General features: G+C 40.1%; 7 protein-coding genes. 6 read left to right on the top strand and 1 reads right to left on the bottom strand.

What is annotated here, in order from left to right:
* Positions 1-243, bottom strand: a 243-nt coding sequence (locus BM299_RS18300) for a transposase zinc-binding domain-containing protein (RefSeq protein ID WP_207545243.1), incomplete at its 3' end; no start/stop codon positions are given.
* Positions 244-707: 464 nt separating this feature from the next.
* On the opposite strand from BM299_RS18300, the gene BM299_RS18290 reads away from it, so the two are divergent.
* The 6 genes from BM299_RS18290 to BM299_RS19600 all read left to right on the top strand — a co-directional run bounded on the left by BM299_RS18290 (position 708) and on the right by BM299_RS19600 (position 6,734).
* On the top strand, positions 708-1,166 hold the full coding sequence (locus BM299_RS18290) for an S-layer homology domain-containing protein (protein WP_092487867.1): 459 nt from the start codon (positions 708-710) through the stop codon (positions 1,164-1,166).
* Between the two features lie 41 nt (positions 1,167-1,207).
* The gene (locus tag BM299_RS18285; protein WP_092487864.1) at positions 1,208-1,615 is read left to right on the top strand and encodes a LytTR family DNA-binding domain-containing protein; all 408 of its coding nucleotides are present in this window, start codon (positions 1,208-1,210) and stop codon (positions 1,613-1,615) included.
* A gap of 1,508 nt (positions 1,616-3,123) precedes the next feature.
* Positions 3,124-3,954, top strand: a complete 831-nt coding sequence (locus BM299_RS18275; protein ID WP_092487858.1) for a hypothetical protein — start codon at positions 3,124-3,126, stop codon at positions 3,952-3,954.
* Positions 3,955-4,570: 616 nt separating this feature from the next.
* Entirely contained in the window at positions 4,571-5,011 is a 441-nt protein-coding gene (locus BM299_RS18265; RefSeq protein ID WP_092487853.1) for a PH domain-containing protein, read from the top strand.
* Positions 5,012-5,019: 8 nt separating this feature from the next.
* Entirely contained in the window at positions 5,020-5,466 is a 447-nt protein-coding gene (locus BM299_RS18260; RefSeq protein ID WP_092487850.1) for a hypothetical protein, read from the top strand.
* 629 nt (positions 5,467-6,095) lie between these two features.
* Entirely contained in the window at positions 6,096-6,734 is a 639-nt protein-coding gene (locus tag BM299_RS19600; protein ID WP_281246397.1) for a S8 family peptidase, read from the top strand.
* The last annotated feature ends 87 nt before the right edge of the window (positions 6,735-6,821 follow it).

Raw genomic sequence — 6,821 nt, 5'->3', positions numbered from 1 at the left:
TAGATATTCATGGTTGCAGTCATCACATTTCACCCGGGCAAAACCCAGATGAAGGTCACCGCAGTCCAGATATTTGTATATAACGTCCAGCACATAAGGCCGCCAATACCCATACTCCTTTTGGTATCTGTCTTCCCATGTACCTTCCAGTTCTTCAAAATGTGCTTCCACACACCGGTAATATTGGTTTTTGCGGGGGCTTCGAGGTGTATACACTTCAGCCCTGGAGAAAGCAGTTAGCATGCATGGTCATCCTTATATAGAACAAATGTTCGATATAAGGTTACCGTATAATACCAAAACAATCAAGCGCTGTATATCAACAAAGCTTGTGCTAGAATGAGGATTGTTCACGTGTTGTTACATGGAATCTTGTAGCTAATCAACCAGGAGGAAGACGGTGGCTTTAGCTGTGGTTGGATGGGCAGTAAGTCCAACAGTGCCACCGATGCCCGGGTGTTACAGGGGTTATTTACCGCTGGTGAAAACCCGGTTAGTGAAGAATGGTCGATAAACGGAAAGAATGCGGTAACTCACCTTTTAAGTCTACAAAGCACTGACGGATTCTTTAATTGGACGTCTGACGTAGAATCTTCACCGGTTATGATGACAGCTTATGCAGTAATGGCTTTAGCAAAAAAAAACCATTTCCGGTAAATATTGATAATTGCCCGGGTGCCGGCGCAGCACCGAATACCGGGCCGGGCTTGGCCGCCGGTGGTCCGCCCCCTGATACCGGGATATTTTCCGACCTTTCTTCTAACCACTGGGCTTATAATTCTATTATGGAATTGGTAAGGGAAAAAGTTTTAAGCGGTTATCCCGACGGAACCTTTAAGCCGGGCAATCCGGTTACCAGGGCTGAATTCAGCAAATGTATGGTTTACGGTCTGGGTTGCCGGGGGATGGAAAGCAATGCTGCCTGGAGATTAAAAGATGTGCCGGAAAATTACTGGGCTAAAGGGGTTATCTCCATTGCGGTGGATAAGGGATATGTTAAAGGAAAATCGGGCGGAATTTTTGATCCCGACGGAAAAATAACCGGGGCGGAGTTGGCCGCCATGCTGGTCAGGGCCCTGCCGCCGGGAAAACGGGCCAAAGCCGAGAGCGGCCCGTACTGGTACTCGGGAAGCGTGCAACTGGCCGAGGAAAATGGATTGTTGTAGCTGCGTGATTCGTCCAGTCTTTAAGTAGATGATTACCCGGGATGGTCTTTATCGACATCGACCTGATCCTTCCGCTAATTGAACCGACAATCCCGGCATCAGCGCCATGCTGTTTGCCAAGGCAGGCCAGGCCGAAACCCGGGGTATACATTTCAGTGTTCTGGTGGACTGCAGCCTTCACCAGGGAAAAGCACAAAACCATCATCATTACCAGCAAAGATAAAATCAGTATCACGGAAAGCTTGAACAGCATAGAGGCAAGGCTGACCGGCAATACCTTTTTTCGCTCCCACCGGGCCTATATAGTAAACCTGAATATGATCAGGGAAATCCACCCCTGGGGTAAAAACGGCTACGAGATTACTTTTTCCGGCACTCGGCAAACTGCAATACTGGCCTTGAGCAAGGCCAAGGAACTGGAAAAAATATTGGCATTGCCCGGCAATTAACGAGGGTTACGTTAAATGCAACTCTCTTTTTTTATTTTTAACAAGTAATAGTTTTTCAGACAGCCAAAAGCCGGTTTCAGACAACGATATCCACTTTCTAGACAAGATTGGTTGACATGGTGTTTTGTGGCAGATACAATAAGCGCACAATGTAAAACAAGCAGAATGATGGGAACCAAGACGAGAGAGAAGGTGATGAATTTAAGCTAATTCTAGAAAACCTGTAAATTGATGTAAATAACAAGAGATGGGCTGTCCGAGCCAAAGTGAAAAACTAAGAAAAACGAGGATATTTGAAGATAAGCGAAGCTTATTAAGGGAAGTAATAACATTGAACACAAAATTAAAAACAATTTTCTTTTCGGTTATAATTTATGTATTAGCATTAGCCGGCGTTATTAGCCCTGCAAACCCTGCTTATGCAGATTGAAAAAAAAAAGTATCGAAAATATGACACACACGGGAAGTAAAGTCTCTAAGATGGTCAAACTCTGATTGAATTGGGGAATAAACTGGCTACAGTTTTATCGGGGTTCATAATATCATTCATAGCGTGCCTGGGCCGAATCAAAAAGAACTTGAGAGGCTGCAAACGATCATATGAGATTAGTTTTGACGGATGTGACAAGGTTGCCTTTATGATGAGTCGATACAAATTTCAAGAGCACAAGCAGAGATTTACCCCTTGTTGAAAAGGGTAATTTTTAGTTATTGGGGATGCCCATTTGGCTAAATACAACCAATAAATGGTTATTTATGGGAAACCACTACAAAAATGCAAGGAGTTGATTATAATAATGGATAGTTAAAGTTCTTCTAGCTAGTGCACAAGGATGTTCATTGTTCATTTGCTGGCCTTTTACCTGGCAGCGTCAGATTGAATCTTAAGTATGTTGGAAATTTCTTTATGGCACTGTAGAGGTAAAGGTGAATTAAGGAAAGGAGGTGGAATTTTGAATGTGAAATAGGAAGCCCCAACAGGCGGGACAGGTTGTAGGCCAACCGTCTGTTAAGGGCTTTAACAACCCTTTACCTTTGCATAAGATAAGGGACGGGCTGTAAGTTAATTTTATCCTATCCTCATACTTGTGTAAAGGAAGCGTGTGATATGTAAGATGTTATCGTTTTAGTAGGCTAGAGTTCGCTCAGTCTATAGAGCTTGAAAACTATCCCAAAATTCGATCTAATTAATAAGTTCCAGCACGGTTCTGAGAACTGACATCATCTAATCAATAGGCACGCTTAAAGAATAAGATTTAATATATTAAGGGTGGACCAGCTCACTTAAAAACTGTCCTTGGAGAGGCTGATAGTGTCAACAAAATTTAGGAATTGCACCGATACTATACTACAATGCCATTAAATCCTAAAAAGAAAAAACAGTCGCTAAATACAAAATTATTGTAAGTGTTATCTGCAACGTATATAAATAAATGAATCAGAATTAACCCACCAATTAGTTCGGAAAATATATATCAAGATTATCTAAACAATGAGGAATGGTGAGTATGTTAAAAAAAACCAACAGTCATTTGCTGGCGCTACTGGTGATTGTATTATCTACAGCACTACTAATAATGCCAGCTATGGTAGGTTACGCTTCGGTAAAGGTTTTATCGGACAATAGCGAGGTTACTAGCTCAGGTTGTGCTCCTTGCGCTGAAGTAGCTAACATGATACAGGATGATCCCAATTTAAAGTTCATATTTGATGAAAAAGATTCAAAAGACTCGCAACTTAGTGATGGTAAAATTGAGAAAGTAAAGGAGATTACCGGGAAAGAGCTTTCTCACATTATAGAAACTACCTTAGCTGATGAGCAAGTAAATGCATTGTATCAGAATCTGGTTAAACGTGGTTTCGTATTGCTAGAAGAAAATGTAAATGCTGCTATAACTACATCTGAATTTAATAATAGTAAGCTTGGTAAGCGTGAAAAAATTGAAAATACAATAGTGAATCTGGATCTAGTAAAGAATGACACTAATGAAAAAGCATTTATTAGCTTTGTATCAAATAAATTTGGCACAGGAGCTGCAGCTCTTGTAAAAGATGGTAATTCACAGAATCTTTTAGTCTATAATAGTAAGGATAACAAAATAGTAGCATCCGAAAGTTTAAACTGCTGGGTTTGCCAGAAAATAGTGACTTTAGTTAAAAACTTTCCTCAGGCAGTTAGCTGCTATATAATGTGTGGTAGTATTTGTTTAGTATTTGTTGAATATCCACCTGCAATGGCTGTATGTAATATCATTTGTAACCCTGTATGTCGTTATGTTACCAAGAATCCAAATACTAATGCATATTCAGCATGCCGAAATCTGGGTTATTGTCCGTAAAGTATTAGTTTGCTTTAGGTTAACCCATACGAAATGACAATAAACTCTATTATTCAATGATAGCAGAACAGAATAATGGATGTTAGATATAAAAATAGTGTACCGTTTTACAATACATTATGAAAGCACTTTCAGAAAGTAAGTGTGCAATATTCAAGGCGCGGACACAAAAGTCCGCGCTATCCTCTATGTAGAACGAGAACGGTTCTATAATACCCGAAGCAATTAATAGTGCATCCCTGAATCAGTGAGTTAACTATCACGTAACCCTTCGAATAGTTATTTTATGGTAAAATATGTACTTTCTTAAGGGTGTTTTCTTTAATCACGGGAGCACCCCAACGGGTGTACCTTAATATTGGCAACAATAATCTACATAAGGGTACAAAACCAGTTTTGGAGCATGACTGACGTTCCACCTTTTTTGGATAGGCAGGACGAAGGAATTAAGGGTGAAGACCAAGGCAGACATGGGAAGTTTACTTCCCGGAGGCGATGTGTAATCTCACTGGCCATTAATTTAAATAACAAATATGGGCTATCCGAAAACAAAGTAAAAAGTAAGGAAATCAAAGATATTTAAAGAAAAGAGAAGTGTATTGAGGGAGGATTTAAAGTGGTTTATCATTTTAAAATAGCTCCTCTAGATAAGCTTGGAAATTTTATGTCTAACCCATTAATGTTTGTGTTAGCAATATGTACCATAGGAGTAATCTGGGCAATTCCTTTTTTGTTTTCTCCGCGTAGCTACCAGATATCGCCAAAAGAAATTGTAATTCTCTTAAGAATAACCCAAAAATCTATTCCTAAGGCACAAATCAGATCTATTGAAATAGTTGAATACACGCAGCCCGGAGTTGGGTTGACGTGGTTTACAGGTTTATTCGGTTATGCCGGACTTTTCGCTTTAAAAGATGGGAATACAGCAATGGTATACGCCACGCGTTGGGACCGAATGGTGCGAATTAATACCATAAGTGGAGATCCATATCTCCTTTCACCGGCAGAACCAGAGGTCTTTTTAGAAATAGCAAATAAAATAATTTTAGAGAGGTAAACTTAAAAATGTTAAAAGTAGCATTTTTACCTAAAGTAGTTGTGAAAAGCAATTTTAATAAAATAGTTCTCCTTTTCTCCCTATTCAATGCTTTCCTGCTTAGTTATATGGCATTGGAGAAAAACACAGGTTGCTCTCTATGTCAACGAGTGCCTTTCCTGCCTGTAACAGACGTTACCATAGCAGTAACTGGTGCAATAACTTCTCTAGCCTTAGCTATCTTGATGTTTTTTTTCAATCGATTAGCTTTATTGAATTATTCGGCTTTGATTTTATCTTTTATTGCTGCCAGTTTTAGTTTATTTCTAATAACGAGTCAGGTTCTTATAAACAAGGAACTTTGCTACCCTTGTCTGGTAACATCGATAATTTTCTATATTATTTTTTTTGTATTGTTTTTCGATCTTGTCCTTAAGACTGTATGGACTAAATATGTATTAAAACAATACAATTAATTACCCCTGAAGGGGGAGTCAGGGGACGACTTAAAACCCCTAAAAGTAAAGTTTTTTAATATAAATAGTCTTGCAAAACCCGTATTCTACCTGGTGTACATTCGTTAAAACAGTATATCTTCAGAAATCTCGGAAGGTTTCTTGACTCACGTTTTTCTAGAAATTAAGGCACCCAAAGATCATTACATGACCGCGAAGCCCCGCTATCTGTCGTTTTTAAGTAAACATTTGCAGGTGTCTTTGCAATAGGTTAGAATGATATTTTCCTATTTTGATTAGTCTGTAAGGATTCTCGCCTTTTAAAAGTAAATAAAAAATGTTGGGGGTGTAATTATGAATAGGGTGAGGAACAGATGGTTATTAATTTCTTTTTTTGCTGCTGTGACCATCTTTAGTTCAATAGGACAGGTATTTGCCTTAACAAAGGAAGTTCCCAATACACAAGTGAGGAGAATTGTTGTATTCGATAGTTCGTTGACTGACGAGGGTCTAAAAAAACGATTATAGAACAGTGTGGAGCTAAAAAATTAAAGAACCTACACCTGATTAATGCTGCTGTCGTATCAGTCGGTCTTGACGAAGAGAAAACACTGAAAACGAAAGAGGGCGTCCTTCGGGTAGACCCGGATGTGGTTGTATCCGCTAGCGGTAAGCCAGTAAAACCAGTTCCTGACCCGGCTCCTGCACAACAAATTCCATGGGGTGTAAACAGGATTGATGCCGAACTAGCTTGGCCTCAAAATACGGGACAAGGGGTAAAGGTGGCAGTTTTGGATACGGGTATTGATCTTTCTCATCCCGACTTGTTGGCCAATATCAAGGGAGGATACAACGCTATCAAGCCAAATAAGAGTCCAGCAGACGATAACGGCCACGGTACTCACGTGGCGGGTATTATTGCTGCGGTTAATGACAATATCGGAGTAGTGGGAGTTGCTCCCCAGGCCGAGCTATACGCTGTTAAAGTCCTTAGTGCCAATGGCTCAGGCTATCTTTCCGATATTATCGAAGGACTGGAATGGTGTATTACCAATAACATGCAGGTTATCAACATGAGTTTAGGTACATCTTCGGAAGTTCAGTCATTCCACGATGCAGTCATTAAAGTATATAACGCCGGGATTGTTATGGTAGCTGCAGCCGGTAACAGTGGGCCCGGGGATAACACTGTAGAGTATCCAGCAAAGTATGAAGAGGTAATAGCTGTATCCGCGACGAGTGACAACGACGCCATTGCAAGCTTTAGCAGCCGCGGACCCGATCGATAGGAATTTGCTTTTTCCATCTCATTAATAGCACAGTATATTATTGCCCATCAAACATAAAATTGTAGCCGGTTCATGCATATCTACCGG

Origin of the sequence: Desulfoscipio geothermicus DSM 3669 (assembly GCF_900115975.1) — a bacterium.
GTDB lineage: Bacteria > Bacillota > Desulfotomaculia > Desulfotomaculales > Desulfallaceae > Desulfoscipio > Desulfoscipio geothermicus.
This window is presented reverse-complemented; position numbering and strand designations above follow the sequence as displayed.

What these genes read in the sequence shown, in the direction of transcription:
- BM299_RS18285 (WP_092487864.1), top strand. Translation starts at nt 1,208, where the DNA reads ATGGTCTTTATCGACATCGACCTGATCCTTCCGCTAATTGAACCGACA.
- BM299_RS18275 (WP_092487858.1), top strand. Translation starts at nt 3,124, where the DNA reads ATGTTAAAAAAAACCAACAGTCATTTGCTGGCGCTACTGGTGATTGTA.
- BM299_RS18260 (WP_092487850.1), top strand. Translation starts at nt 5,020, where the DNA reads ATGTTAAAAGTAGCATTTTTACCTAAAGTAGTTGTGAAAAGCAATTTT.